The sequence below is a fragment of the Streptomyces sp. NPDC051569 genome (assembly GCF_044454085.1).
GTDB lineage: Bacteria > Actinomycetota > Actinomycetes > Streptomycetales > Streptomycetaceae > Streptomyces.
Genome location: NZ_JBITDJ010000020.1, coordinates 84,222 through 109,019, shown reverse-complemented (window position 1 = coordinate 109,019; position 24,798 = coordinate 84,222). Strand labels below are relative to the sequence as shown.

At 70.9% G+C, this 24,798-nt stretch carries 26 protein-coding genes and 3 tRNA genes; 9 read left to right on the top strand and 20 right to left on the bottom strand.

All coding sequences use genetic code 11. From position 1 onward, the window contains the following. Positions 1 to 30: 30 nt before the first annotated feature. The 7 genes from ACIBAE_RS24585 to ACIBAE_RS24555 form a co-directional block, all read right to left on the bottom strand. On the bottom strand, positions 31 to 1,464 hold the full coding sequence (locus tag ACIBAE_RS24585) for an MFS transporter (RefSeq protein WP_399289310.1): 1,434 nt from the start codon (positions 1,462 to 1,464) through the stop codon (positions 31 to 33). Positions 1,465 to 1,617: 153 nt separating this feature from the next. Next, a complete protein-coding gene (locus ACIBAE_RS24580; RefSeq protein ID WP_399289308.1) occupies positions 1,618 to 2,178 on the bottom strand; it encodes a TetR/AcrR family transcriptional regulator in 561 nt (186 codons plus the stop codon). Positions 2,179 to 2,503: 325 nt separating this feature from the next. Further along, positions 2,504 to 2,932 (bottom strand): MaoC family dehydratase, encoded by a 429-nt coding sequence (locus ACIBAE_RS24575; RefSeq protein ID WP_399289306.1) that lies wholly within the window; start codon positions 2,930 to 2,932, stop codon positions 2,504 to 2,506. A 5-nt stretch (positions 2,933 to 2,937) separates the two neighbouring features. Then, positions 2,938 to 3,390 carry a MaoC family dehydratase N-terminal domain-containing protein gene (locus ACIBAE_RS24570; RefSeq protein ID WP_399289304.1) on the bottom strand — a complete coding sequence of 151 codons (453 nt, stop codon included), beginning with the start codon at positions 3,388 to 3,390 and terminating at the stop codon, positions 2,938 to 2,940. Between the two features lie 85 nt (positions 3,391 to 3,475). Next, a complete protein-coding gene (rpmG, locus tag ACIBAE_RS24565; protein ID WP_158989327.1) occupies positions 3,476 to 3,640 on the bottom strand; it encodes a 50S ribosomal protein L33 in 165 nt (54 codons plus the stop codon). 92 nt (positions 3,641 to 3,732) lie between these two features. Further along, positions 3,733 to 3,805: transfer RNA gene (locus ACIBAE_RS24560), tRNA-Met, on the bottom strand. Between the two features lie 47 nt (positions 3,806 to 3,852). Beyond that, a tRNA-Thr gene (locus ACIBAE_RS24555) sits at positions 3,853 to 3,925 on the bottom strand. Positions 3,926 to 4,202: 277 nt separating this feature from the next. Between ACIBAE_RS24555 and ACIBAE_RS24550 the strand changes: the two genes are divergently transcribed. Both ACIBAE_RS24550 and ACIBAE_RS24545 read left to right on the top strand, forming a co-directional pair. Next, positions 4,203 to 5,480 (top strand): amidohydrolase family protein, encoded by a 1,278-nt coding sequence (locus ACIBAE_RS24550; RefSeq protein ID WP_399289302.1) that lies wholly within the window; start codon positions 4,203 to 4,205, stop codon positions 5,478 to 5,480. Positions 5,481 to 5,514: 34 nt separating this feature from the next. Then, on the top strand, positions 5,515 to 6,177 hold the full coding sequence (locus ACIBAE_RS24545; protein ID WP_399289300.1) for an SDR family oxidoreductase: 663 nt from the start codon (positions 5,515 to 5,517) through the stop codon (positions 6,175 to 6,177). Between the two features lie 131 nt (positions 6,178 to 6,308). Here the strand turns inward: ACIBAE_RS24545 and ACIBAE_RS24540 are convergent. Further along, positions 6,309 to 6,390 (bottom strand) — tRNA-Tyr (locus ACIBAE_RS24540). 241 nt (positions 6,391 to 6,631) lie between these two features. Here ACIBAE_RS24540 and ACIBAE_RS24535 point away from each other — a divergent pair. From ACIBAE_RS24535 to ACIBAE_RS24525, 3 genes are all read left to right on the top strand, one after another. Continuing rightward, positions 6,632 to 7,120, top strand: coding sequence for a YajQ family cyclic di-GMP-binding protein (locus tag ACIBAE_RS24535; protein ID WP_399289298.1), 489 nt, complete (start codon positions 6,632 to 6,634; stop codon positions 7,118 to 7,120). 141 nt (positions 7,121 to 7,261) lie between these two features. Next, a complete protein-coding gene (locus ACIBAE_RS24530; RefSeq protein WP_399289296.1) occupies positions 7,262 to 7,837 on the top strand; it encodes a methylated-DNA--[protein]-cysteine S-methyltransferase in 576 nt (191 codons plus the stop codon). Next, the gene (locus ACIBAE_RS24525; RefSeq protein WP_399289294.1) at positions 7,834 to 8,493 is read left to right on the top strand and encodes an alpha-ketoglutarate-dependent dioxygenase AlkB family protein; all 660 of its coding nucleotides are present in this window, start codon (positions 7,834 to 7,836) and stop codon (positions 8,491 to 8,493) included. Before ACIBAE_RS24530 ends, ACIBAE_RS24525 begins: the two co-directional genes overlap by 4 nt. Positions 8,494 to 8,581: 88 nt before the next feature. On the opposite strand, the gene ACIBAE_RS24520 is transcribed toward ACIBAE_RS24525, so the two are convergent. Then, a complete protein-coding gene (locus ACIBAE_RS24520) occupies positions 8,582 to 8,857 on the bottom strand; it encodes a GlsB/YeaQ/YmgE family stress response membrane protein (protein ID WP_399289292.1) in 276 nt (91 codons plus the stop codon). Between the two features lie 299 nt (positions 8,858 to 9,156). On the opposite strand from ACIBAE_RS24520, the gene ACIBAE_RS24515 reads away from it, so the two are divergent. Continuing rightward, complete coding sequence (locus ACIBAE_RS24515) at positions 9,157 to 9,558, top strand: YccF domain-containing protein (RefSeq protein WP_399289290.1); 402 nt, start codon at positions 9,157 to 9,159, stop codon at positions 9,556 to 9,558. Positions 9,559 to 9,582: 24 nt separating this feature from the next. Here the strand turns inward: ACIBAE_RS24515 and htpX are convergent, their stop codons facing one another. The 11 genes from htpX to ACIBAE_RS24460 form a co-directional block, all read right to left on the bottom strand. Continuing rightward, positions 9,583 to 10,446 carry a zinc metalloprotease HtpX gene (gene htpX / locus ACIBAE_RS24510; protein ID WP_399289288.1) on the bottom strand — a complete coding sequence of 288 codons (864 nt, stop codon included), beginning with the start codon at positions 10,444 to 10,446 and terminating at the stop codon, positions 9,583 to 9,585. A 276-nt stretch (positions 10,447 to 10,722) separates the two neighbouring features. Continuing rightward, entirely contained in the window at positions 10,723 to 12,321 is a 1,599-nt protein-coding gene (locus tag ACIBAE_RS24505; protein WP_399289286.1) for an NADH-quinone oxidoreductase subunit N, read from the bottom strand. Continuing rightward, complete coding sequence (locus ACIBAE_RS24500; RefSeq protein ID WP_399289359.1) at positions 12,318 to 13,883, bottom strand: NuoM family protein; 1,566 nt, start codon at positions 13,881 to 13,883, stop codon at positions 12,318 to 12,320. Before ACIBAE_RS24500 ends, ACIBAE_RS24505 begins: the two co-directional genes overlap by 4 nt. A 27-nt stretch (positions 13,884 to 13,910) precedes the next feature. Continuing rightward, on the bottom strand, positions 13,911 to 15,917 hold the full coding sequence (locus ACIBAE_RS24495; RefSeq protein WP_399289284.1) for an NADH-quinone oxidoreductase subunit L: 2,007 nt from the start codon (positions 15,915 to 15,917) through the stop codon (positions 13,911 to 13,913). After that, entirely contained in the window at positions 15,914 to 16,273 is a 360-nt protein-coding gene (gene nuoK / locus ACIBAE_RS24490; RefSeq protein WP_399289282.1) for an NADH-quinone oxidoreductase subunit NuoK, read from the bottom strand. Before nuoK ends, ACIBAE_RS24495 begins: the two co-directional genes overlap by 4 nt. Beyond that, positions 16,273 to 16,863: an NADH-quinone oxidoreductase subunit J gene (locus ACIBAE_RS24485; protein ID WP_399289357.1), complete on the bottom strand. Its 591-nt coding sequence runs from the start codon at positions 16,861 to 16,863 to the stop codon at positions 16,273 to 16,275. Before ACIBAE_RS24485 ends, nuoK begins: the two co-directional genes overlap by 1 nt. 119 nt (positions 16,864 to 16,982) lie before the next feature. Then, positions 16,983 to 17,549 (bottom strand): NuoI/complex I 23 kDa subunit family protein, encoded by a 567-nt coding sequence (locus ACIBAE_RS24480; protein WP_399289280.1) that lies wholly within the window; start codon positions 17,547 to 17,549, stop codon positions 16,983 to 16,985. Beyond that, the gene (locus tag ACIBAE_RS24475) at positions 17,549 to 18,517 is read right to left on the bottom strand and encodes an NADH-quinone oxidoreductase subunit H (protein ID WP_399289278.1); all 969 of its coding nucleotides are present in this window, start codon (positions 18,515 to 18,517) and stop codon (positions 17,549 to 17,551) included. Before ACIBAE_RS24475 ends, ACIBAE_RS24480 begins: the two co-directional genes overlap by 1 nt. Continuing rightward, complete coding sequence (locus tag ACIBAE_RS24470) at positions 18,514 to 19,692, bottom strand: NADH-quinone oxidoreductase subunit C (protein WP_399289276.1); 1,179 nt, start codon at positions 19,690 to 19,692, stop codon at positions 18,514 to 18,516. The genes ACIBAE_RS24475 and ACIBAE_RS24470 overlap by 4 nt, the downstream gene beginning before the upstream one ends. Beyond that, positions 19,689 to 20,321 (bottom strand): NADH-quinone oxidoreductase subunit B, encoded by a 633-nt coding sequence (locus ACIBAE_RS24465; protein WP_399289274.1) that lies wholly within the window; start codon positions 20,319 to 20,321, stop codon positions 19,689 to 19,691. Before ACIBAE_RS24465 ends, ACIBAE_RS24470 begins: the two co-directional genes overlap by 4 nt. Continuing rightward, positions 20,312 to 20,713 carry an NADH-quinone oxidoreductase subunit A gene (locus ACIBAE_RS24460; protein ID WP_399289272.1) on the bottom strand — a complete coding sequence of 134 codons (402 nt, stop codon included), beginning with the start codon at positions 20,711 to 20,713 and terminating at the stop codon, positions 20,312 to 20,314. The genes ACIBAE_RS24465 and ACIBAE_RS24460 overlap by 10 nt, the downstream gene beginning before the upstream one ends. Before the next feature lie 177 nt (positions 20,714 to 20,890). Between ACIBAE_RS24460 and ACIBAE_RS24455 the strand changes: the two genes are divergently transcribed. The 3 genes from ACIBAE_RS24455 (at position 20,891) to ACIBAE_RS24445 (ending at position 24,579) form a co-directional block, all read left to right on the top strand. Further along, positions 20,891 to 22,084, top strand: coding sequence for a sensor histidine kinase (locus tag ACIBAE_RS24455; protein ID WP_399289270.1), 1,194 nt, complete (start codon positions 20,891 to 20,893; stop codon positions 22,082 to 22,084). Positions 22,085 to 22,439: 355 nt separating this feature from the next. After that, complete coding sequence (locus ACIBAE_RS24450) at positions 22,440 to 23,747, top strand: sensor histidine kinase (protein WP_399289268.1); 1,308 nt, start codon at positions 22,440 to 22,442, stop codon at positions 23,745 to 23,747. A 172-nt stretch (positions 23,748 to 23,919) separates the two neighbouring features. Further along, complete coding sequence (locus ACIBAE_RS24445) at positions 23,920 to 24,579, top strand: response regulator (protein ID WP_399289355.1); 660 nt, start codon at positions 23,920 to 23,922, stop codon at positions 24,577 to 24,579. Positions 24,580 to 24,798: the final 219 nt, after the last annotated feature.

The window sequence follows — 24,798 nt, the reverse complement described above, 5'->3', positions numbered from 1 at the left end:
GGCCACGGACCGTACGGAGTGTCGCGGAGGTCAGGCGGAGACGGACGCGCGCTCCTGGGGCTGCGGCTGGGCCGCGGCCAGGATCCGGGCGCGGCGGCGGGGGACGAGGGTGGCGGCCACCGCGGCGAGGGCCACGGCTCCCGCGCCGATCCAGAGAGCGGGGACGGTGCCGTCGACGAAGCTGTCGGGGGTCCCGTATCCGCCCTGTGCGGAGAAGACCGCACCCAGGATCGCGACGCCCAGGCTGCCACCCAGCTCGCGCAGAGCGTTGTTGGCGCCGGAGGCGATGCCCTGTTCCTCGGGGCGGACGCTGGACATGACCAGACTGGCGGCCGGGGCGAAGTAGAGCGCCATACCGATCCCGCTGATGATGAGCGCGGGCAGCTGCGCGGCGTACGAGACGTCCGGTGTGATGGTCAGCGCGAACAGTCCCAGCCCGAGCGCCTGGAGGGTCAGCCCGGCGACCACGACGGGCCGTCCGCCGATGCGGTCGGACAGCATGCCGGCCAGCGGCGCGACGAGCAGCGGCATCGCGGTCCAGGGGAGCATCCGCAGGCCCGCCTCGGTGGGCGAGTAGCCGAGAACGCTCTGGAAGAACTGGCTGAGCAGGAAGATCGAGCCGAACATGCCCAGGAACATCAGCAGGCTCGCGGCGTTGATGCCGGTGAAGGCGCGGTCCTTGAACAGACGCATGGGGAGCATCGCGTCGGGCCGGCGCAGACCGTGCCGGACGAAGGCCGCGAGCAGTACGGCGCCGCCGATCAGGCCCGCGAGGACGGGGGTGCTGGTCCAGCCGTCGGTGTTGGCGGTGACCAGGGCGTAGACGATGCCGAACAGGCCGCCGCTGACGAACAGGGTGCCGGGGATGTCGAGGCGGGCCTTCGGCGCGCGCGACTCGGTCAGCCGGAGCCGGGCGAGCGGCAGCAGGAGGAGGCCGATGGGCACGTTCAGCCAGAAGATCCAGTGCCAGGAGAGGTGTTCGGTCAGGCTGCCGCCGATGAGCGGACCGCTGGCGACGGCGAGGCCGGTGACGGCTCCGAAGATACCGAGGGCCGCGCCGCGCTTGGCGGCGGGGACGGCCGCGGTGAGCAGGGTGAGGGCGAGCGGCATCATGATCGCCGCGCCGACGCCCTGGACGGCGCGTGCGGCGATGAGGGCGGTGACCCCGCTCGACAGCGCTCCGGCGGCCGAGGCGCCGGTGAAGATGGCGAGGCCGGTGACGAACAGTCGGCGGCGGCCGAAGCGGTCACCGAGGGCCGCGCCGAACATGAGCAGGACCGCGAAGGTCAGGGTGTAGGCGCTGACGGTCCATTCGAGGTCCGAGAGCTTGCCGCCGAGGTCCTCGCGGATGGACGGCAGGGCGGTGGTGACGACGAGGTTGTCCAGGGCCGCCATGAATCCGGCGACGCCCGTGACGATGAGGGCCCAGGTGGCGCGGGAGCCGCGGGCTTCGTGCTGGTTCATCTCTTCTCCCTGCTGACCGGCCGGATGATTCCGGTCGCCTATTTAGTAATCACTAACTTCCTGTGACAGAAAGCGGCGATGGCGAACTGACGGTGGTGGCGCACTGCTGCCCGCGTCGCGGAGCTGTCGGCCCCCGCGCGGCGAACGGTCGGCTTACGAAGGCGCCGACGAGACCGGGACCTCGAAGCCGGACCAGACGCGGTGGGCGGCCGGGAAACCCAGCGAGACCAGGGTGTTGATCAGCATCCCGTGCGCCATGAAGGACGTGGTCTCCGCCACGTCCGCGCCGAGCGCCAGATGGGCCACGTCCCAGAGCCCCACCCAGGCGGCCCGCACCGAATCCCCGAAGGCGTGATCGCCGACGGCCTCGGCGGCCGCCACCGCGACGTTCATCTGGAGCTGCATGAGGAGCTTGTCGGCGTCCTCGGCGATGAGCCGCTGGTACGCGGTCGCCATGGCGTACATGGCCGCTTCGCCCTCCAGTCCCGCCGCCGCCTCTTCCACGACCCGCGTGGTGTCCGCGAGGCTGCGCTCCGCGGCGGCGAGGAACATGGCCTGCTTGTTCGGGAAGAGCCGGAAGAGATACGGCTGGGAGACGCCGACACGGCGGGCGATCGCCTCCGTGGAGGTCCCGTGGTAGCCGCTGCGGGCGAATTCGGTGATCGCCGCCCGGATGACGCTCTCGCGTCGCTCTTCCGCACTCATCCTGGTCATGGGGATAAGTTATTGGCCACTCACTAACTTTGTCAAGGCTCGCCGGAAAGGCAGTTCAAGCGGTGATGGGAGGCCGTACGGACGCGGCAAGGGGCGGGCGTGTCGGCAGAGACGGCCCGCGTTGGCAGAGACGGCCCGTGTCGGCAGACAGCGCCCGTGTCGGCAGACACGGCAAGGGGCGCCCGCGATGGGCGGGCGCCCCTTGCCGATCACCGATCGGTGATCACCTGCTGCCGATGGCCTTCTGCCGCCGGCGTGGTCAGCCTGCCGGTCGGCGGCCCCGCTGCTGTCCGGCCCCGCTGCTGTCCGGCCTGGCGTCGTCGGCTCAGGCGAGGCGGACGACGGCGCGGGACATCCCCAGCACCTTCTGTCCCGCGCTCATGGCCGTCAGGTCCACCCGGACCCGGTTGTCGTCCAGCTTCGCCGCGACCTTGGCGCTGACCTCGACGAGGGCGCCCTGATCATCGTTGGCGACCACGACGGGCTTGGTGAAGCGGACGCCGTACTCGACGACGGATCCCGGGTCGCCCGCCCAGTCGGTCACCACGCGGATCGCCTCGGCCATGGTGAACATGCCGTGGGCGATGACGTCGGGGAGCCCGACCTCCTTGGCGAACTTCTCGTTCCAGTGGATCGGGTTGAAGTCCCCGGAAGCCCCCGCGTACCGCACCAGCGTCGCCCGGGTGATGGGGAAGCTCTGTGCCGGGAGTTCCGTACCGACCTCGACCTCGTCGTAACCGATCTTCGCGGTCATCGCCCTCACGCCCCCTCGGCGGCACGCGCCACCAGCTTGGTCCACGCGGTCACGACATGCTCGCCGGCCTCGTCGTGGACTTCGCCGCGGACGTCGATGATGTCGTTCCCGGCGAGCGACTTGATCGCCTCGATGGTCGACGTGACGGCCAGCCGGTCACCGGCCCGCACCGGGCGGGAGTACGCGAACTTCTGATCGCCGTGCACGACCCGGCTGTAGTCCAGACCGAGCTGCGGATCGGCGATGACATCACCCGCGGCCTTGAATGTGATAGCGAACACAAAGGTCGGCGGAGCGATCACATCGGAGTGCCCGAGCGCCTTCGCGACTTCGATGTCGGTGTACGCCGGATTCGGGTCGCCGACCGCCTCGGCGAACTCGCGGATCTTTTCCCGGCCGACCTCGTACGGCTCGGTGGGCGGATAGCTCCGCCCCACGAAGGACTGATCGAGCGCCATGGCTGCGCTCCCTCCTATGGATGATGGCCACTACAAACGACACGAGGCCGCCCCCAGAGGGGGCGGCCTCGCATACGAGCCTGATTCAGCGGGTTTCGCGGTGCGCGGTGTGCGACTTGCAGCGCGGACAGTGCTTCTTCATCTCCAGTCGGTCCGGGTTGTTACGCCGGTTCTTCTTGGTGATGTAGTTCCGCTCCTTGCACTCCACGCAGGCCAGCGTGATCTTCGGGCGGACGTCGGTGGCAGCCACGTGAGTGCTCCTTGGACGGACAACGGATGAACGGATTAACGCATGAAAGAGTAGCCGATCGAAGGACCGACCCCGCAATCGGCTACTTTGTGTAGCGGTGACCGGACTTGAACCGGTGACACAGCGATTATGAGCCGCTTGCTCTACCGACTGAGCTACACCGCTTCGATGTTGGATCACCTCGCCCGAAGGCGAGGATCACCGAACATCTGAGCCCCAATACGGAATCGAACCGTAGACCTTCTCCTTACCATGGAGACGCTCTACCGACTGAGCTATTGGGGCGAGCGAGGAAGACATTACACGGTCGGTTGCCGTTCGCCCAAATCCGTTTCGCAGCGCTCATCCCATCCGTCCCGGGTATCCCGGTGGCCGCGCCGGTACGACTATTCCGCTCCTCCTCGAAGCCCGACCGGGGCGCCCCTAGGCTCGACCCACGCCAGGTGATCTTGCGCACCGGAGCCTCCGGGTCCGTACGCCCGGAGGCTCCCGGAACCCGGGCCCCGGGAGCCCCGGCGGAATCTCCACAGCCCCGCAGCCCACACCCCCACCAGGAGCGCGATTGCCCGACAGCCAGCCACAGCCGCCCGACGGCGTCACCGCCGTCACCACCGCGCTCCTGCTCCGCGGCGCTCGCCTCACCGACGGCCGCACCGTCGACGTACGGCTCGGCGGGGGCCGGATCCAGGCCGTGGGCAGGGCGGGCACCGTCACCTCGTACGGCGCCCGCGTGGACCTCTCCGGCTATCTGCTGCTCCCCGCCCCGGCCGAACCGCACGCCCACAGCGACAGCGCGCTCACGGCGCTCACGGCGCTCACGGCGCTCAGCTGCGAAGGACCGGTCTCCTACGCCCCCGAGGAAGTCCGGCGCCGGGCCACCGAGGCCGCCCTGCTCCAGCTCGGGCACGGTGCGACCGCCCTGCGCTCGCACGTACCGATCGGGGACGCGCAGGGGCTGCGACGGCTGCAGGCGGTCCTCCAGGCACGCCGCTCGCTGCGCGGGCTCGCCGACCTGACCGCCGTCGCCGTACCGCGCCTGCTCACGGGCCTCGCGGGGACCGGCGGACGCGCGATGCTGCGCGACGCGGTGGAGATGGGCGCGAGCGCGGTGGGCGGCTGCCCCGACCTCGATCCGGATCCGGCCGGATACCTGGAGACGGTGCTGGGAATCGCCGCCGAGTACGGCCGCCCCGTCGATCTGCACACGGACGGTGACGATCCGGCACGGCTCGCCAGGATCGCGGCGATGGCGGGCGGCCTGCGTCCGGGGGTGACGCTCGGGCCCTGCGGGGGGCTGGCCCGGCTGCCGGCCGAGGTGGCGGCGCGCGCGGCCGGCCGGCTGGCGGCGGCAGGGGTGGCGGTGGTCTGCCTGCCGCAGGGCGCCTGCGGAGGCGTCGGGCACGGAGGCCACGGCCGGCGGGGTGTCGCCCCCGTACGACTGCTGCGCGAGGCCGGCGTACGGGTCGCGGCGGGCAGCGGGGCGCTGCGGGACGTGGCGAACCCGGTGGGACGCGGGGATCCGCTGGAGGCCGCTTATCTGCTGGCCTCGCAGGCCGGACTGGGGGCGGCGGACGCGTACGACGCGGTGAGCGCGGCGGCGCGGGCGGTGATGGGGCTGCCGGAGGTCCGGGTGGAGGCGGGCTTTCCCGGAGAGTTGTTGGCGGTGCGCGGGGAGCGGATCGAGGGCGTGCTGTCGCTCGCGTACAGCAGGATCGTCATCCACCGGGGGCGGGTGGTGGCGCGTACGAGCGCGGTACGGGAGTACTGCGACTCGGCGGCCGCCGTCGCGCTGGAACTCCCGCGCCAGGGACGGCCGGACCTCGGCCACGGGAGCCCCTGAGCGGAAACGGCGCCGGGGACGTACCGTCGTGAGCATGCGAATGGTGATCGCCGGAGGACATGGTCAGATCGCGCTGCGGCTGGAGCGACTGCTCGCCACGCGCGCACACGAGGTCGCGGGCATCATCCGCAAGCCGGAACAGGCCGGGGACCTGCGGGCCGCCGGCGCCGAACCGGTCGTCCTGGACCTGGAGTCGGCCTCGGTCGAGGAGGCCGCCGCGGTGCTGGAGGGCGCGGACGCGGCGGTGTTCGCGGCCGGCGCGGGCGGTGGCAGCGGCGCGGAACGCAAGGACACCGTGGACCGGGGCGCCGCCGTCCTCTTCGCGGACGCGGCGGAACGGGCGGGCGTACGGCGCCACATCGTCGTCTCCGCCATGGGGGCGGACCCGGATCACGAGGGCGACGACGTCTACGACGCGTACCTGCGGGCCAAGGGCGCGGCGGACGCGTACGTACGCTCCAGGTCCGCACTCGACTGGACGATCCTGCGGCCGGGGAGGCTGACGAACGACCCGGGTACCGGTCTCGTCCTGCTGGCGGAGTCGACGGGGAGTGGGGCCGTGCCGCGCGACGACGTGGCGGCGGTCCTGGCCGAACTCATCGCCACCCCGGGCACCGCCGGGCTGACGCTGGAGCTGATCGGCGGCTCCGCGCCGGTCGCGGAGGCGGCGAAGTCGGTGGCGACGGGCGGTCGCTGACCCGGTCTCCGTCCGCTCGCCCGTCCCGCCCCGGGACGGGCGGCCCGAGCCCACGGCCGCGACCGCGGCACCCGCAACGCAAGATGGCCCCTGATCCGCGTTTCCGCAGATCAGGGGCCATCTCCATCGTGTGGCGGCGCTAGGATTCGAACCTAGGAAGGCTAAGCCGGCGGATTTACAGTCCGCTCCCATTGGCCACTCGGGCACACCGCCATGGGATGTTGCCATCGCCCCGGAAGGCCGCTGTGCGCGGTTCTCCGTGGCGACGACGTAAACGATACCCGATGCCCGGGGGTGCTCCGCCACCCGATTGATCAGCGCCTGGGACGGGCTCGGGTGACTAGGCTTGACGCCAGCGTCCGGCGGTCGCCCGGCGGTGTTCCGCCGGGCCGCGAACGCTCGCTCAGCGGTCGCTGAGTACCCGATCAGCCCCCGATACAAGGAGCCACAGGACATGGCCGACTCCAGTTTCGACATCGTCTCGAAGGTCGAGCGGCAGGAGGTCGACAACGCCCTCAACCAGGCCGCGAAGGAAATCTCCCAGCGTTACGACTTCAAGAACGTCGGAGCCTCGATCGGCTGGTCCGGCGAGAAGATCCTGATGGAGGCGAACTCCGAGGAGCGCGTCAACGCGATCCTCGACGTCTTCCAGTCCAAGCTGATCAAGCGGGGCATCTCGCTGAAGTCGCTGGACGCCGGGGAGCCGCAGCTCTCCGGCAAGGAGTACAAGCTCTTCGCGTCCATCGAGGAGGGCATCTCCCAGGACAACGCCAAGAAGGTCGCGAAGATCATTCGCGATGAGGGCCCCAAGGGCATCAAGGCGCAGGTGCAGGGCGAGGAGTTGCGGGTCAGCTCCAAGAGCCGTGACGACCTGCAGACCGTGATCTCGCTACTCAAGGGACACGACTTCGACTTCGCGCTGCAGTTCGTGAACTACCGGTGATGAAGGCGGTGCGGGGGCGGGACGGGCGAACCGTTTCCGCCCTCCCGCCCCGCCGTGGACGTGATGTCGGAATTCCGCCGGATCCGGTCGGCGGGCAGGCGCAGACTCGTCACCCGGGGCAGTGCTGAAGGAGTGACAACCATGACCACCACCGCGACCACGACCACGACCACCACCGTCGCGACGGAGCCCGCCACGACGGCGCCGGTGCGTACAACGGTGTACACGACGCTGGAGAGCCCGTTGGGCGAGCTGCTGCTGGTCGGCACCGCGTCCGCCACCGCGAAGGGCGGCACCGCGCTCGCGTCGCTCTCCCTCCCGGGACAGAAGGGCGCGGCCGTCGTCCAGGACGGCTGGGTCCGGGCGCCCGCGGCGTTCGAGGAGATCGCCGGGCAGCTCGTGGCGTACTTCCGGGGCACTCTGACGCGCTTCGACATCGAGTACGTGGCCGGCGGCACGGACTTCCAGCGGCGGGTCTGGCAGGCGCTGGACGCCCTGCCGTACGGCGCGACCGTGACGTACGGCCAGATCGCCGCGCAGGTGGGCGCGGTGGGGGCCGGGGTGCGTGCTGTGGGGACGGCGATCGGGCGGAACCCGCTGCTGATCGTCCGGCCGTGTCACCGGGTGATCGGCGCGGACGGGGCGCTGCGGGGCTACGCCGGCGGGCTGGAGAGCAAGGAGAGGCTGCTCGGCCTGGAGGGCGCGCCGGCGGCATGAACGGCGAACTCTTCCCCCGACCGCGGGCCGTCGTCGCGCCCGGGGCGGTGCATGTGCCCTCCTGGCTGCCGGAGGCCCGGCAGCGGGAGCTGGTGGAGGCGTGCCGGGGCTGGGCGCGAGGTCCCGTACCGATCCGGCACACCGTGCTGCCCTCCGGCGGGGTCATGTCCGTGCGGACGGTCTGCGTCGGCTGGCACTGGCGGCCGTACACGTACACCCGCACGGCCGGGGACGTGAACGGCGCTCAGGTCGCCGGCTTCCCCGACTGGCTGCTGCGGCTGGGGCGGGCCGCGGTGGCCGAGGCGTACGAGGATCCGGCGGCCGCGGCCGCGTACACCCCGGACACGGCGCTCATCAACTTCTATGACGGCCGGGCGAAGATGGGGATGCACCAGGACAAGGACGAGAGGTCCGGTGCGCCGGTGGTGTCCTTGAGCATCGGTGACACCTGCGTCTTCCGGTTCGGCAATACGGAGGGCCGGGGGCGGCCGTACACCGATGTCGAGCTGGCCTCCGGGGACCTGTTCGTCTTCGGCGGACCGTCCCGCTTCGCGTATCACGGGGTGCCGAAGGTGCACCCGGGTACGGCCGGCCCGGTGACCGGCCTGACCAGCGGGCGGCTCAACATCACCTTGCGCGAGACGGGCCTCGGCTGACCTCGCGGTCAGCACTCAGCGTGGTCACCGCGCACCGTGGTCACCGCGCACCGTGGTCACCGCGCACCGTGGTCAGCGCGCACCGTGGTCACCGCTCCCGGGACCGCGAATGGCCGAAGAGTATGCGGTAGGCGATGAGCAGGACGAGTGCTCCGCCGATGGCCGCGACCCAGGTGGGGCCGTCGTAGAACCCCTTGTCGATGGGGTGGTCGAGCCAGCGGGCCGATATCCAGCCGCCGATGAACGCTCCCGCGACACCGATGAGGGTCGTACCGATCAGCCCGCCGGGGTCCCGGCCGGGGAGCAGAATTTTCGCGACAGCGCCGGCCAGCAGTCCGAGAATGATCCAGCTGATGATGCCCATGCCGTGAACCTGCCTTTCGTCCGGTGTTGCCCCGTAAGACGCCGCAGCGCGGGATGCGGTTGCGATGGCGACCCGGCTCGACTGCCCGGTCGGCAATTGACTACCCCGCACTCAGGGGGACATACATCGACGGACGGAAGCGGCGAGTCCTCGCCAGTACCGCGCGCCTTCGCCGGACCTCTCCGCCCTCCCGGCTCTCCCCGTGCTCCCCGCGCTCTCCGCTTTCGCCTCATGTGCTCCCGGCCTGATACTGGGTGTGAGCCGCGATAACGGATGGCCCACACGGAAGGCATGTGATCATGAAGCTCCTGGAGCTGATCCTCAACGTCTTGTGGCTGGTCTTCTGCGGGATCTGGCTGGCACTCGGGTACGTGGTCGCGGCGATCATCTGCTTCGTGCTGATCATCACCATCCCGTTCGGCATCGCTTCCCTGCGGATCGCCGGCTACGTGCTGTGGCCCTTCGGCCGCACCACGGTGGAGCGCCCGGACGCCGGGGCGCCTTCCTTCGTCGGCAACGTCATCTGGGTCGTCCTCGCCGGCTGGTGGCTGGCCCTGGCTCACCTGCTGACCAGCATCCCGCTCTTCCTGTCGATCATCGGCATCCCGTTCGGCTGGGCGAATCTGAAGCTGATCCCGATCTCGCTGATGCCGCTGGGCCGGGACGTCGTGCCGTCGGACGAGCGCTTCGCGGTGCGCTGACGGCGGCGGCTCACGGCAGCGGCCTCACGGCCTGCCGCCCGCCATCCGCTCCAGTCGGGCGATACGTTCCGCCATCGGGGGATGCGTGGAGAAGAGCCTCGAATACCCCTGTCCGGCGCGGAAGGGGTTGGCGATCATCATGTGGCTCGCCGTCTCCAACCGGGGCTCGGGCGGCAGCGGAAGCTGCTTCGTACCGGCGTCCAGCTTGCGCAGAGCGCTGGCGAGGGCCAGCGGGTCGCCCGTGATCCGCGCGCCCGAGGCATCCGCCGCGTACTCGCGTGAGCGGCTCACCGCGAGCTGGATGACCGTGGCGGCAAGGGGGCCCAGGATCATGATCAGCAGCAGGCCGAAAACGCCCGGCCCGTCATCGTCGTCGGAGCGGCCGAAGGGGATGAGCCAGGCGAAGTTCACCAGGAACATCAGGATGGAGGCGAGGGCGCCGGCCACCGAGGAGATCAGGATGTCGCGGTTGTGGACGTGGCTGAGCTCGTGGCCGAGGACACCGCGCAGCTCCCGCTCGTCGAGGATGCCCAGGATCCCTTCCGTGCAGCAGACGGCGGCGTTGCGCGGGTTGCGGCCGGTGGCGAAGGCGTTGGGAGCCTGGGTCGGGGAGATGTACAGGCGCGGCATGGGCCGCCGGGCCGCGGTCGAGAGCTCGCGGACGATGCGGTAGAGCTGCGGCGCCTGGATTTCGCTGACCGGGCGGGCACGCATCGCGCGCAGCGCCAGCTTGTCGCTGTTCCAGTAGGCGTACGCGCTCGTACCGACCGCCACGACGACCGCGACGATCAGACCGGTGCGGCCGAAGACGCTGCCGATGCCGATGATGAGTGCGGACAGCACGCCGAGGAGTACGGCGGTCTTCAGCCCGTTGTGCCGGCGGTGCACGGTACGCCCTCCAAGTGGTGCGGCAGGGGACCCTTTGCTGGTGCTGCTCCACTCTTCAGTGGACCCTTCCGTACAGGTCAACGCCAGGCGGGGGACGCGGGTTCCCTGGCGTGGGCCGACCAGGGGGTACGCCGTTCGGGTGGCGGCGCAGGCCGAAGACGCCGCACGGGGAGGAAGCCGTAAGGGGAGGAAGCCGTACGGGGAAGGCTCCGTACGGGGAAGGCTCCGTACGGGAAGCGGCTGCCGCGCCCCGGGCTCCCGGAGGAGACCGAGGACTCAGAAGAGGTTCATGTCGGCGAAGCGCAGCACCAGCTGCGGCACTCCGGACAGGATGACGCCCACGACGGCCGTCAGGACGATGGCCACGGTGACGGCCGCCGGGGCCTGTTTCACGACCGCCGGGCCGTGGACCGCCGGTACGCCGCCGAGAGCCCCTTCCTCACGGCTCGCGGAGCTGCTCCCGTGACCTTCCTGACCTTCTTCCTGACCCTCCGGCGACCGGAAGAGGATCGCCGTCCACCGCAGGTAGTAGTACAGCGCGATCACGACGTTGACGGCCATGAGGACCGCCAGCCAGCCGAGGCCCGCGTCGACGGCCGCCGAGAAGACCGTCACCTTGGCGAACAGGCCGATGATGCCGGGCGGCAGTCCGGCCAGACAGAGCAGGAAGAAGGCCATCGCGAGGGCGACGAGCGGGCGCTGTGCGTAGAGACCCCGATAGTCGGCGACCCGGTTGAGCGGCGTCGTCCTGGCCACCAGGGCGGCGACGGCGAAGGCGCCGAGGTTCACCACGGCGTACATCAGGGCGTACGCGACGGTGGACCCGATCCGTTCGTCGCCGGCGTACGCGGCGGCCGCGATCGGCACCAGGAAATAGCCTGCCTGGGCCACGGACGACCAGGCCAGGAGCCGGACGGCGCTCCACGCGCGCGTGGCCGACTGGCGCAGCGCCGCCACATTGCCGACGGTCATGGTGAGAGCGGCGAGGACCGCGAGCACCGGGCCCCACACGTCCGCGTACGCGGGGAAGGCGACGACGGCCACCAGGATGAGGCCGGTGAAACCGACCGCCTTGCCGACGACCGAGAGATATGCGGCGATGGGCAGGGGCGCGCCCACATAGGTGTCGGGAACCCAGAAGTGGAACGGGGCGGCGGCCGTCTTGAAGGCGAAGCCGACGAGTGTGAGGGCGACACCCGCCTTGGCGAGCGTGTCCAGCTGGCCGGGGACATGGTCCAGCTGGCCGGCGATGCGGGTCAGGTGCAGCGTGCCGGTCGTGGCGTACACGAAGCTGACGCCCAGCAGCATCACGGCGGTCGCGGTCACCGAGGAGAGGAAGAACTTCAGCGCGGCCTCGGACGAGAGCCGGTCGCCGCGCCGGAGACCGACCAGGGCGAAGGCGGGCAGCGAGGCGACCTCAAGGGCGACGACCAGGGTGGCGAGGTCGCGCGCGGCGGGCAGCAGGGCCGCGCCGGCCGCCGAGGCGAGCAGCAGGAACCAGTACTCCCCCGCCGGGAGTTCGCGCATGTCGTCGGTGAGCGAGAGCAGGGCGGTGAGCAGCGCCCCGCCGAGCACCAGCAGCTGGATGACCAGGGCGAAGTGGTCGGCGGTGTAGCTGCAGACAGCCGGGTCGGTGGGGAGGCAGAACGTCGAGCGGCCGCCGTCGCGCAGCGGGAGGAGGGTCGCGAGCGCGGCGACGAGCCCGGCGATCGCGACACCACCGAGGAGCGGCTTGCGGTGCTCCGGTACGAAGAGGTCGGCGACCAGGATGATCAGACCGGCCACAGCGGTGATGGTGGGGGGTGCGATCGCGAGCCAGTCGATGGACTGGACGAGGCTGACGGCGCCGACGGCGCTCTCGGCGGCCACGGTCACGACGTGCCTCCTGCGAGGAGCTTCTGGACAACCGGGTCGGTGAGGCCGAGGAGGACGGCGGGCCAGAGTCCGGCGAGGACGGTCAGGGCGACGAGGGGGGTCCAGGCGACGGCTTCGTAGCGCTGGACGTCGGCGAGGGGCGGGGCCTCCGGCGGTTTCACGCCCATGCAGACGCGGCGTACGACGATCAGGAGGTACGCGGCGGTGAGCAGGGTGCCGAAGCCCGCGATCACCATGTAGGTGAGGAAGGCGGGGCGGCTGAGTCCTGCGGCGGGGTCGAAGGCGCCGAACATCGCGAGCATCTCGCCCCAGAATCCGGCGAGGCCGGGCAGGCCGAGTGAGGCGACGGCCGCGAAGGCGAGCAGCCCTCCGAGGCGGGGGGCGCGGCCGTAGAGCGCGGCGCCGGTGGCGCCGGACAGCGTGTCGAGGTCGGCGGTGCCGTACCGGTCCTTGAGGGATCCGACCAGGAAGAACAGCAGGCCGGTGATGAGGCCGTGGGCGATGTTGGCGAAGAGCGCGCCGTTGACGCCGGTGGGGGTCATCGTCGCGATGCCGAGCAGCACGAAGCCCATGTGACCGACGGAGGAGTAGGCGATCAGCCGTTTGAGGTCGCCGCCCGCGCCCTGCTTGGCGAGGGCGAGGCAGGCGAGGGATCCGTAAATGATGCCGACGACGGCGAGGGCCGCGAGATAGGGCGCGAAGGTGCGCATCCCGTCAGGGGCGATGGGCAGGACGATACGGACGAAACCGTACGTACCCATTTTGAGCAGGACGCCCGCGAGGAGCACGGAGCCGACGGTCGGGGCGGCGGTGTGGGCGTCCGGCAGCCAGCTGTGCAGCGGCCACATCGGCGTCTTCACGGCGAGCCCGAGACCGATCGCGAGAACGGCGGTGACCTGCACGAACGTGCTGAGACCTGAGCCGTTGTCAGTGGCGAGTGCCACCATGTCGAAGGTGCCCGCGTTGAGCCCGATCAGCAGCAGGCCGAGCAGCATGACCACGGAGCCGAGCAGTGTGTAGAGGATGAATTTCCAGGCGGCGGCCTGCCGGCCGCCGGGCACTCCTTCCGATCCGCCCCAGCGGGCGATCAGGAAGTACATCGGGATCAGCACCATCTCGAAGGCCAGGAAGAAGAGCAGCAGGTCGAGGACGGCGAAGGTCGCGAGTGTGCCGGACTCCAGGAGGAGGAGCAGGGCGACGAATGCCTTGGGCGAGGGGCCCGCAGGCATCTTGAAGTAGCTGTAGAGCGCGCAGAGGAAGGTCAGCAGCGCGGTCAGGACCAGGAGAGGGAGCGAAATGCCGTCGACGCCGAGATGGATCCGCACGTCCAGTGCCGCGATCCAGCTGATGTCCGTCGTGGCCTGCATCCTCGACGCGTGGTCGCGGTCGAAGCCGAGCGCCAGGACGATCGCGGCGACGAGGATCGCGCCGGTCACGGTCACGCCGTGGCGGAGCACCGCCTGGTCGGGGTTCTTGCCCGTCAGCCCGGGCGGGGCCGGGAGCAGGACGGCCGCGGCGCCGATGAGCGGCCCGACGACGATCAACGCGAGAAGGGCCTGCATCACGGATTCACTGATATCGATCACGGCTCACGCTCCGGCGGCGACGAGTACGGCGGCGATCGCCAGGACGACGGAGCCGGCGAGCAGGGCGCTCAGGTAGGTCTGCACATTGCCGGTCTGCGCGCGGCGTACGGCGGCGCCCAGCCAGCGGGTGCCGGTGCCCGCACCGCGTACGTAGGTGTCGACGACCTCGCGGTCGAGGAAGCGGACCAGCTCGGCGGCCGCCAGGACGGGGCGTACGAAAAGGCTGTGGTAGACGGCGTCGAGGTGGAAGCCGGCCGCCGCGTGGCGGTGGAGCGGTCCCAGCAGGAGCCGGCCGGGGTCGGCAGGGTCGGGGGCCGCCGCGATGTCGCCGTAGGCGGGGACGTGGCTTTCGATGGCTTCCGCCTCGGAGAGGGCGGGTTCGCCGTCGGGGTGGGCGGCGACCGCGCCGATCGGGGTCCGGGCGGCCAGCGCCGAGGTGTGCCGCCAACTGCCGTATGTGATCAGGCCGCCGGCCAGCGCGATGCCCGTGGACAGGACGGAGGTGGTGAAGTTCGGCGCGAGGCTGTGGCCGTCGAACCAGTCGGCGAGATAGCCGACCGTCAGGCCGAGCCCGATGGTGGGAATGGCCAGCACCCAGAGGACGGCGTTCATGACGACCGGCTGCTTGCCGTGGTCGGGAGCCTCGGCGCCTCGGCCGCGGAAGGCGAGCAGCCACAGGCGGGTGGCGTAGGCGGCGGTGAGAAGGGCGGCCACCAGGCCGGAGACGAGCACGGTCCAGCCCGCCGCCCCGGGAGCGCTGCCCGAGTCGCCGAGCGCGGCGTGCTCGGCGGCGACGAGGACGGACTCCTTGGAGAAGAAACCGGCGAAGGGAGGGATCGCGGCGAGCGCGAGCAGCGCGATCGTCATCGTCCAGAAGGCGTCCGGGATGCGCTTGGCCAGTCCGCGCGTACGGGACATGGCAGCCAGCGAGTTGGTGCCGGCGGCGTGGATGATCACGCCGGCGCCGAGGAAGAGGAGGGCCTTGAACGCACCGTGCGAGACGAGATGGAAGACGGCCGCGCCACGGTCGCCCACGGCCAGGGCGCCCGACATGTAGCCGAGCTGGCCGATGGTCGAGTAGGCGAGGACCCGTTTGATGTCGTCCTGGGCGAGGGCGGCGAGACCGGAGCCGACCATCGTGATCGCGGCCATCACGGCCAGCACCACCAGGGCCGCCGCCGAGGCGGCGAAGACGGGAAGGAGCCGGGCCACGAAGTAGATACCGGCGGCGACCATCGTCGCGGCGTGGATCAGCGCGGACACGGGCGTGGGGCCCGCCATGGCGTCGGGCAGCCAGGTGTGCAGCGGGAACTGCGCGGACTTGCCCGCGACGCCGGCGAGCAGCAGCAGCGCGATGAGGGTCGGGTGGTCGAGTCCGCCGTGCGCGACGGTGTCCAGCACGCCGGTGATGCGGAACGTGCCGGCGTCGGCGGCGAGTGCGAACAGCCCGATGAGGAAGGGGACATCGCCGAGCTTGGTGACCAGGAACGCCTTCAGGGAGGCGGCGCGTGCCTCGGGCGTCTCCCAGTAGTGGCCGACGAGGAAGTACGAGCAGATGCCCATGATCTCCCAGCCGACCAGCAGCACCATCAGATCGCCGGAGTAGACGACCAGCAGCATCGCGGAGGTGAAGAACGAGACCAGGGCGGCGTACGAGGGGTAGCGCGCGTCGCCGCGCAGATAGCCCGTCGAGTAGATCTGCACGCACGACGCGACGACACCGACCAGGACCGCGACCAGGGCGGCGAAACCGTCGATGTAGAGGGCGAGGTCGATGGGGACCGAGCCGGTCGGAGTGAGCCGGGTGGCGGCTTCCAGCGGCGCGGTTCCGTCACCGGCGCCACCGCCCTGCCGTACGGCCACGACGACGGCGAGCGCGGCCGCCGCCAGGGCCGGAAGGACGGCCAGCGGGCGGACGAAACCGGGCGCGGTGCGGCCGAGCATCAGGCCGGCGACGCCGCCCAGGAAGGGAAGGAGCGGGACGAGGACGGCGAGGGTCGTGGTGGTCACGCGGTGGCCTCAGCCTTCTGTGCCGGGGCGGCGGGCTCTTCCGGTCCGGCACCCTCGGCGGTGTCGCGGAGCCTGTCGATGTCCGAGGTGCCGCGGTTGCGGTAGACCATCAGGACGATCGCCAGGCCGATGCCGATCTCCGCGGCGGCGACGGCGATGACGAAGAGGGTGAGCGCCTGGCCGGCGTGCAGGGCGTCGCGGAGCCAGACGTCGAAGGCGACCAGGTTGAGGTTGACGGCGTTGAGCATCAGCTCGACGGACATCAGGACGAGGATCGCGTTACGGCGCGCGAGCACGCCGTACAGACCCACGCAGAACAGGAGGGCCGAGAGGACAGCGGGATAGGCGAGATGCATCAGCGCTTTTCCTTACCGCTGCGGCTGGGGGCACCGCTGTTGGCGCGGGCGTTGGTGTCGCCGGTCTTGCGGGACAGGACGATGGCACCGACGAGCGCGGCCAGCAGAAGCACGGACAGCGCTTCGAAGGGCAGCACCCAGCTCCGGAACAGGAACGTGCCGGTGACCTCGGTGGATCCCTGGGCCGGGCCTTCGAGGTCGATCCAGGTCGTACGGAACGCGTCGACGACCACCCAGATCAGACTGGCGGCCGCGACGACGGCGACCCCCAGGGCGACCGCCCGGTTGCCCGAATCGGCGTCCGGGGAATGGCCGATGGGCGCCTTGGTCAGCATCAGTCCGAAGAGGAGGAGGACCACCACGGAACCGAGATAGATCAGGACCTGCACCCAGGCGATGAACTCCGCCGTCAGCAGCAGGTACTCGACCGCCAGTCCGCCCAGCGCCACGACCAGCCAGAGCGCGGCGTGCACCAGCTGCCGGGTCGTGACGGTGACCAGGGCCGCGCCGAAGGTGAGGAGGCCGACGAGGACGAAGGCGATCTCGACGCCGGACGGTGACAGGAAGCCGTGCCCGGCCGCTTCGGCCAGCTGCGTCGCGGATGCCGAGACGGATACGGATACGGTCGTGGGTGCCGATACGGGCGCGGGCGCGGGTGCGGATACGAGTGCGAATACCGATGCGGTCGCGGCCGGGGTCGCTGCGAGGATCACTCGCCCGCCTCCTGTTCCGGTTCCCGCTGCTGGGCCTGCTGGGCCGCGGCGAGCTTGTCCGCCGTCTTGCGGGCGGCGCCGAGCTCCTTCGGTTCCTCGGCGCCCGGGTCGAGCGCGGGCGGCTCGGGCACCGTCCACATCCACTCGCGGAGCTTGTCGCGCTCGTGGGTGAGTTCGCGGATGTCCGTCTCCGCGTACTCGAACTCGGGCGACCAGAACAGCGCGTCGAAAGGACAGACCTCGATGCAGATACCGCAGTACATGCAGAGCGAGAAGTCGATGGCGAACCGGTCGAGGACGTTACGGCTGCGCTCGCGGCCGCCGGGGGCGGCGGCCGGCACGGTCTCCTTGTGGGAGTCGATGTAGATGCACCAGTCCGGGCACTCACGGGCGCAGAGCATGCAGACCGTGCAGTTCTCCTCGAACAGCCCGATCACCCCGCGGCTGCGGGGCGGGAGTTCGGGCTGCTTGTCCGGGTACTGCGCGGTGACGGTCTTCTTCGTCATCGTGCGCAGGGTGACGGCCAGGCCCTTGGCCAGGCCGGAGCCGGGGATCGGGGGCATCAGTTGATCGCCACCTTCACGATGCCGGTGAGCGCGATCTGCGCGAGAGCGAGGGGAATGAGCACCGTCCAGGCGAGTTTCTGCAGCTGGTCCTCGCGCAGCCGCGGATAACTCACCCGCAGCCAGATGACGATGAAGGCGAGCACGGCGGCCTTGAGGAGGGTCCAGACCCAGCCGTAGCCGTCACCGCCGAGCGGGCCGTGCCAGCCGCCGAGGAAGAGGACGGTGGTCAGCCCGCAGAGCACGACGATGCCCGCGTACTCGGCGAGGAGGAACAGGGCGAAGCGCAGGCCCGTGTACTCCGTGTAGGCGCCGAAGATGATCTCGGAGTCGGCGACCGGCATGTCGAAGGGCGGGCGCTGGAGTTCGGCGAGGCCCGCCACGAAGAAGACCAGGGCGCCGATGAGCTGCCACGGCAGCCACCACCACTGGAAGGCGTTGAGGATGCCGGGCAGCGAGACCGTACCGGCCGCCATGGCGACGGAGGCGGCGGCGAGCAGCATCGGCAGCTCGTACGCGAGCAGTTGGGCGGCGGTCCGGAGGCCGCCAAGGAGGGAGAACTTGTTGGCCGAGGCCCAGCCCGCCATGAGCGAGCCGAGTACCCCGATGCCCATCACGGCGAGTACGAAGAAGATGCCCGCGTCGACGACCTGACCGACCGCGCCCTCGCTCGGGCCGACCGGGATCACGACCAGGACGAGGAGGTACGGGAGGAGGGCGACGGCCGGGGCGAGTTGGAAGACCCGGCGGTCGGCGTCGGCCGGGACGATGTCTTCCTTCTGGGCGAACTTCACGCCGTCCGCGACGAGCTGGGCCCAGCCGTGGAAGCCACCCGCGTACATGGGTCCGAGACGGCCCTGCATATGGGCCATCACCTTGTGTTCGGTCTGCCCCACGGCGAGGGGCAGGACCAGGAACACGGCGAAGACGACGATCAGCCGGAGGGCGACGTCGAGCACGTCGTTCACGCGTCTCCTCCGGGGCGGTCGCTCTCGGGCCTGTCACTGTCGGGGTGCTTGCCGCTCGGGCGGTCACTGTCCGGGCGGTCGCCGTCCGGGCGGTCACTGTCCGGGCGGTCACTGTCCGGGCGGTCACTGTCCCGGTCTTCGGGTGCCTTGTCAGGAGCGGGCTGTTCTTCGCCGTCCTCGAAGGCCGGACGGGGTTGGTGCCACGGCGCGTCGGGAGCGACCGGCGATGCTGCCGGCGGGCTCGCGGGTGGGCTCACGGGCGGGCTCACGGGCGGGCTCGCGGGCGGGCTCGCGGGCGGGCTCGCGGGCGTTGCCGGACTCGGTGGCGACGGCGGCGTCGAGGCCGGTGGCGTCGCAGCCGGTGTCGCCGGCGCGCTCTCCGGCTGCTGGCTCGCCGACCCCTCCGCGACACTGCGGGCACGCCGCACCGGGCGGTCACCGGCGGGGCGCGCCGCGCGGGCGGGACGCGCGGGGGCCGGGGGGAGCTGGCCCTTGAGAGGGCCCCACTCGTTCGGATCGGGAACGCCGGGCGGGAGCATCTGGCGCCGCTTCGGACCGGCGTGCCCCGCGCCCGCCGCGGGCTCACCCGGCTCCTTCGCGCCCGGCCACGCCTTGGCGACCCGGGCCGCGAGGACGAAGTCCTTCCGCAGCGGGTGGCCTTCGAAGGTCTCGGGGAGCAGGAGGTGGACGAGGTTCGGGTGGTCCGTGAAGGTCACGCCGAACATCTCGTACGTCTCGCGCTCGTGCCAGCCCGCGCCCGCGTAGACCCCGAGGGCGGTGGGGAGGACAGCGGCCTCGTGCGGGACGGTCGTACGGACCAGCAGGCGGCGGACCGTACCGCCGTCCAGTGCGGCCACATGGGCACAGACGCGGAAGCCCGTGCCCGGTTCGTCGACCGCGCTCAGCCAGTCGAAGTAGCTGCAGCCCAGCACGTCGCGGGCGGTTTCGAGGGCGGTGATCCAGGCCGTGGGCGGGACGTCGACCGTCAGGAGGTCGTAGGCCCGCTCGGCCGTGGCGTCCTCGCCGAAGATCCCGGCGACGGCCTCCGGGAGCCGGTCATAGGCGTTCCGGTCGGCCGCGTCCTGGTCCGGCACGTTCAGCTCAGACACGCTCTGGTCGGCCGCGTTCTCGTCCGGCACGTTCTCGTCCGGCACGTTCTCGTCGGGCGCGTTCACGAAGTGCTCTCCCCCGGTGTCGGCGGCGCGGCGATCAGGCCGCTGCGCAGCGCGGCGGTCGAGGGGCGGGGCCCCGGGCCGTAGCGCTCGCCGAGCGATTCGCGGGCGATCTTCTCCTGGAGCTTGAGGATGCCCTGGAGCAGCGCCTCGGGACGCGGCGGGCAGCCGGGTACGTAGACGTCGACCGGGATGATCTGGTCGACGCCCTTCGTCACGGAGTACGAGTCCCAGTACGGGCCGCCGCAGTTGGAGCAGGCGCCGAAGGAGATCACGTATTTGGGCTCGGGCATCTGCTCGTACAGCCGCTTCACCGCGGGCGCCATCTTGTCCGTGACCGTGCCGGACACGACCATCAGGTCGGCCTGACGCGGCCCCGGTGCGAAGGGGATCACGCCGAGGCGGATGAAGTCGTGCCGGGCCATGGAGGCGGCGATGAATTCGATCGCGCAGCAGGCGAGCCCGAAGTTGAAGACCCAGAGGCTGTAACGGCGGCCCCAGTTGAGGACCACCTTCATCGGCTCGGGGGCCAGCCGGGAGAGCACACCGAGACGCTTCGGCTCCGGAAGCAGTTCCTGATGCGGCTCCGGGAGCTGCCCGGGGAGCGGCTCGGGGGTCGGGGTCACGTCCATTCGAGGACGCCCTTCTTCCATGCGTAGAGCAGTCCTACGGCCAGGAAGCCGAGGAAGATGAACATCTCGACCAGCGTCGTGGCGCCGTACCCGGGGGCGGCGAACACGGTCGCCCACGGAAACAGGAAGATCGAGTCGACGGCGAAGATCACGTAGAGGAACGCGTAGACGTAGTAGCGGACCTGGGTATGGGCCCAGCCCTCGCCGACGGGGTCCACACCGCATTCGTAGGTGAGCAGCTTCTCGGGCGTGGGTACGACCGGCCGCAGCAGCCGGCTCGCTCCGAAGGCCACGGCGACGAACAGCACGCCGACGACCGCCAGCAGCCCGACCACCGAATAGCTCTGGAAGTAGTCCACCGCGAGAACGGCCGGTTCCGACACGTCCGACACGTCCGCTCCTCGCTCCCTGACCCGGTAACAGCACTTCGACGATCTGTACGGACGGGAGTCTAGGCCCTGCTAAAGAACGGGTAAGCAGCCGCGTCTCGCATAGTGGGGTTATCCCTACTTCACGCCACCCAGCAACCCCATGGCGCGGGGTACCCGTGCCAGGCACGCTTGGTCCTTATGACCGCCAGTAACGCCCTCCCCGATCCCGACACCGGCATTGACCGGCCGCCACCCGTTCGCTTCCCGTTCGAACGCCATACCTGGAGCGAGATCGCGTATCTCCTGTCGAACCTGCCGTTCGCTCTGATCGGGTTCGTGTACGTGGTGGCCACGGTCACCACGGGTGTGGGGCTGTCCGTGACGGTGATCGGGCTGCCGTGGCTCGTCGCCGGGCTCGCCGGCGCGCGGCTGCTCGGCCGGGCGGAGCGTGCGCGGGCCCGGGCGCTGCTGGGCGTACGGGTGGACGAGCCGAGCCCGCTCGGCGCCCACACGCGCAGCCGCCCCGACGGTGTCCTCGGGTGGGTATGGGCCGGGCTGAAGGACCCGGTGGCATGGCGGACCATGCTGTACGCGTTCATCCGCCTGCCGTGGGGCGTGCTGACCTTCACCATCACCCTGGTGGGTCTCTTCGTCCTCTGGCCGGTGCTCCCCTTCGTGACGCGCGGACTCACCAACGCCGACCGGTCGATGGTGCGGGGGCTGCTCTCGCCCTCCGACGAGCTGGAGCGGCGGATCTCCGAGCTGGAGTCGGACCGGGGGGTGGTCGTGGACACGGCGGCGGCCGATCTGCGCCGGATCGAGCGCGACCTGCACGACGGCGCGCAGGCCCGCCTCGTGGCGCTGGCCATGGGGCTCGGGCTCGCCAAGGAGAAGCTGACCGAGGACCCGGAGGCGGCCGCCGACATGGTCGCCGAGGCGCACGGCGAGGTGAAACTGGCCCTCCAGGAACTGCGCGAGCTGGCACGCGGCATCCATCCGGCGGTCCTCACCGACCGGGGCCTGGACGCGGCACTCTCCGCCATCGCCTCCCGCTGCACGGTCCCGGTGACGGTGACCGTCGAGCTGACCGAGCGGCCGGCGGAGGCGATCGAGGGCATCGCGTACTTCACGGTCTCCGAACTGCTCCAGAACGTCAGCAAGCACAGCGGGGCCCGCACGGCAGCCGTCGAGGTGCGGCGGACGGAGGAGCGCCTGCTGATCCAGGTCCGGGACGACGGGCGCGGTGGCGCGCGTCTCGACGGCGGTACGGGCATGTCCGGGCTGGCCGAACGGCTCGGCGCGGTCGACGGGCTGTTCGTCCTCGATTCCCCGGTCGGCGGCCCCACGCTCATCACGGCGGAGCTGCCCTGGCGACGGCGTGGCACGGCGTAGGACAGCTGCCCGACCGTACGAGGGGCACGCGTACGAGGGGCACGCGTACAAGGAGCACGCGTACAAGGAGCACGCCCCGGGCCACGGTCTGTGGGCCGGGCCACACCCTGCGGGGTGGGGAAAACCCCAGGGTGAAGACGGAGACCGGCCTCATGGTGCGGACTCACCGGCCCCGGGACCATGAATCCATGGACGTACCGGGCCCGCACGTACCGGGCCCGCACGTACCCGGCCCGCACGCGGCGGGACCGCACGCGCACCGATTCACCGACCCGCTCGATTCACCGACACGCTCGCCGACCTCCTCGCCGGCCCCTCCCCGGCCCTCCTCACAGAACGGACCGTTCCGATGGCCATGGATGACGGATCGCGGCCGCGTCGCCTCTTCCTTCCGCCGGTGCTGCGCGCCCCGGTCGCGGGCCGCACCTGGCGTGAGTTCGGCTACTTGCTGCTGAGCGCGCCGATCAGCGCGGTGCTGTTCGCGTACGCGATCGCGACGATCTCGCTGGGCGCCGGGCTGCTGATCACCTTCCTCGGGGTCCCGCTGCTGGCGGCGGGACTGGCCGGCTGCCGTGGTTTCGGCGCGCTGGAGCGGGCCCGCGCGCGCGGGCTGCTGAGGGTGGACGTGGCCGATCCGGCGCCGGTACGCGGTCGGAAGAGCGGGCTGATGTCCTGGGTCGGCGCGGTCCTGAAGAGCGGGGTGTCCTGGCGGCATCTCGTGTACGCGATCACGCACTTCCCGTGGGCGGTGTCCGCGTTCACGGTGTCGGTGACGTTCTGGGTCAGCGGCTGGGCAATGTTCAGCTATCCGCTGTGGCAGTGGGTGTTCCCCGGCCATCTCGACCAGCCGGGGATCGCGCTCTACGACGACACCGGCGGCAACGGCATCTACCTCGACAGCCCGTTCGAGATCGGGGCCACCAGTGCGGTCGGGCTGGTGCTGGTGCTGGCCTCCCCCTGGGTGATCCGTGGTCTGACATGTGTGGACCGGCTGATGGTCACCGGGCTGCTCGGGCCGTCCCGGCTCGCTTCCCGCGTCTCGGAGCTGGAATCGGACCGGGGGGTGGTCGTGGACACGGCGGCGGCCGATCTGCGCCGGATCGAGCGCGACCTGCACGACGGCGCGCAGGCCCGCCTCGTGGCGCTGGCCATGGATCTGGGGCTGGCGAAGGAGAAGCTGACCGAGGACCCCGAGGCCGCGGCGCGCATGGTCGACGAGGCGCACGGGGAAGTGAAGACGGCCCTGCGGGAGCTGCGCGAGCTGGCGCGCGGCATCCACCCGGCCGTCCTCACCGACCGGGGCCTGGACGCGGCACTCTCCGCCATCGCCTCCCGCTGCACGGTCCCGGTGACGGTGGAGGTCGATCTGCCCGCCAGGCCGGCGGCCGCCATCGAGGGCATCGCGTACTTCACGGTCTCCGAGCTGCTCCAGAACGTCAGCAAGCACAGCGGGGCCCGCCGCGCCTCGGTGGATGTGTGGCAGACGGACGGACGGCTGATGCTCCAGGTCACGGATGACGGCAGGGGCGGGGCGGACAGTGCGGCCGGCAGTGGCCTCGCCGGGCTCACGGAGCGGCTGGACGCGGTGGACGGCATCCTGGCCGTCGATTCCCCGGCGGGCGGCCCGACGACGGTGACGGCCGAGCTGCCCTGGCGGGGCTGACCGTACGGACTGACCGTACGGACTGACCGTACGGGCGCGGATACTGCGATGCTGGACGCCGGGTACGGATGGGACGACCAACCCGGCCGACACCGGCCGACACCGGCCGACAAGACCAACGACCGACGACGACCAACAGGGACAGTGGGGGCAAGGGGTCGTGGAGGACAGAGTGCGCGTGGTCATCGCCGAGGACTCGGTGCTGCTTCGGGAGGGCCTGACCCGGCTGCTGACCGACCGCGGCCACGACGTGGTCGCCGGTGTGGGCGACGGAGAAGCGCTGATCAGGACCGTGGGTGAGCTGGCCGCCCAGGGCGCGCTGCCCGACGTGGTGGTCGCGGACGTACGGATGCCGCCGACCCATACCGACGAAGGGGTACGGGCCGCCGTGCGGCTGCGCCGGGAGCATCCGGGTATCGGGGTGCTGGTGCTGTCGCAGTACGTCGAGGAGCGGTACGCCACCGAGCTGCTGGCCTCCAGCAGCCGGGGCGTCGGCTACCTCCTCAAGGACCGGGTGGCCGACGTCAGGGATTTCGTGGACGCGGTCGTGCGGGTGTCCAAGGGAGGGACGGCGCTGGATCCCGAGGTGGTGGCCCAGCTGCTGGGCCGGAGCCGTCAGCAGGACGTGCTGGCCAGGCTGACGCCTCGCGAGCGGGAGGTGCTCGGACTGATGGCCGAGGGGCGGACGAATTCGGCGGTCGCACGGCAGCTGGTCGTCAGCGACGGCGCGGTCGAGAAGCACGTCAGCAATATCTTCCTGAAACTTGGTCTTTCCCCTAGTGATGGAGATCACCGGCGAGTCCTGGCCGTGTTGACCTATCTGAAAACCTGACCGCCGGGCCACTATGGCTGTCATCCCGTCAGGCGCTGGTGGGACATGAGCCCTAGAACTAAAGGATGAGAGCGGCGCGACGGTCACGGAGGGATCCGGGGGCGGACAAAATCTGCCAAATCAGGGCGTTGCTGCGCCCCGATACGGCGTGCGCTCTACGATCGGCCAAGGGAAGGTGACCCTTACCGACGTAGGGTGGCCTCCGGAACTGCCGGGCGG